The organism is Streptomyces sp. NPDC060209 (assembly GCF_042728155.1).
In the GTDB taxonomy this organism is placed as follows: Bacteria; Actinomycetota; Actinomycetes; order Streptomycetales; family Streptomycetaceae; genus Streptomyces.
The window spans coordinates 1-1,665 of record NZ_JBHWZS010000568.1 but is presented as its reverse complement, the minus strand read 5'-3'; the positions used below and the strand labels follow the sequence as shown (position 1 = coordinate 1,665).

1 protein-coding gene is annotated in these 1,665 nt (G+C 64.9%); it reads left to right on the top strand.

Annotated features, from left to right (window positions below):
- Nucleotides 1–57 precede the first annotated feature (57 nt).
- A partial coding sequence (locus ACFWFI_RS42615) for a peptide ABC transporter substrate-binding protein (protein ID WP_387401334.1) occupies nt 58–1,665 on the top strand: 1,608 nt, incomplete at its 3' end.

The window sequence follows — 1,665 nt, the reverse complement described above, 5'->3', positions numbered from 1 at the left end:
GTCATATGAGGTGATATGAGGCATTGAGCCACTCAAGGGAACCCTAGGAGGCACTCCATGCGCGGAGCCACACAGGCCAGGTGGGCCGCATGTGCCGTCGCCGTCGCGCTGACGGCCACGGCCTGCGGCGGAGGGGACAGCGGTGGTGGTGGCGCCGACGGGATCGTGACCTCGTCCTGGGGCGACCCGCAGAACCCGTTGGAGCCGGCGAACACCAACGAGGTGCAGGGCGGCAAGGTCCTCGACATGGTCTTCCGCGGACTCGTGCGGTACGACCCCAAGACCGGCGAGGCGAAGAACGAGATCGCCGAGAAGATCGAGTCCACGGACTCCCAGAACTTCACCGTCACGATCAAGGACAACTGGACCTTCAGCAACGGTGAGAAGATCACCGCGAAGTCGTTCGTCGACGCCTGGAACTACGGCGCCTCGCTGAAGAACAATCAGAAGAACGCCTACTTCTTCCAGTACATCGACGGCTACGACAAGGTCCATCCCGAATCGGGCTCGGCCACCGCCGGCACCCTGTCCGGCCTCAAGGTGGTCAACGGCACGACCTTCACGGTCAAGCTGTCGCAGAAGTTCTCGCTCTGGCCCGACACCCTCGGCTACGCGGCCTTCGTCCCGCTGCCCAAGGTCTTCTACACCGACCACGACGCGTGGCTCTCCAAGCCGGTGGGCAACGGTCCCTACACGATCGACCAGTACGCCAAGGGCTCGTCGATGAACCTGCGCCGGTGGGACGACTACCCCGGCGCGGACAAGGCGCAGAACGGCGGCATCGACCTCAAGGTCTACACGGACAACAACACCGCCTACACCGACCTGACGGCGGGCAATCTCGACCTGGTCGACGACGTGCCCGCCTCGCAGCTCAAGAACGTCCAGGCGGACCTGGGCGACCGCTACATCAACACACCCGCGGGCATCATCCAGACGCTCGCCTTCCCGTTCTACGAGAAGGCCTGGGACACCCCCGGAGCGATCAAGGTCCGCCAGGGGTTGTCGATGGCGATCAACCGTGACCAGATCACCAACCAGATCTTCCAGAAGACCCGCACCCCCGCCTCCGACTGGACCTCGCCGGTCCTCGGCGAGGAGGGCGGCTTCAAGGAGGGCCTCTGCGGCCCCGCGTGCGAGTACGACAAGACGGAGGCCAAGAAGCTGATCGAGGAGGGCGGCGGCATCCCCGGCGGCCAGCTGAAGATCTCGTACAACGCCGACACCGGCTCCCACAAGGAGTGGGTCGACGCGGTCTGCAACAGCATCAACAACGTCATGGGGAACAACAAGGCGTGTGTCGGCGGGCCCGTCGGCACCTTCGCCGACTTCCGCAGCCAGGTCTCCACCCAGAAGCTGACCGGGGCCTGGCGGGCGGGCTGGCAGATGGACTACCCGCTGATCCAGAACTTCCTCCAGCCGCTCTACTACACCAACGCCCCGTCCAACGACGGCAAGTGGAGCGACCAGAAGTTCGACGACCTGGTCGACAAGGCCAACGCGGAGAGCGACAAGGCCAAGGCCGTCACCACCTTCCAGGACGCGGAGAAGGTCCTCGTCGAGCAGATGCCGGTCATCCCGCTCTGGTACCAGAACGGCAGCGCGGGCTATTCGGACAGGGTCGAGAACGTCTCGCTGAACCCCTTCAGCGTCCCGGTGTACGAC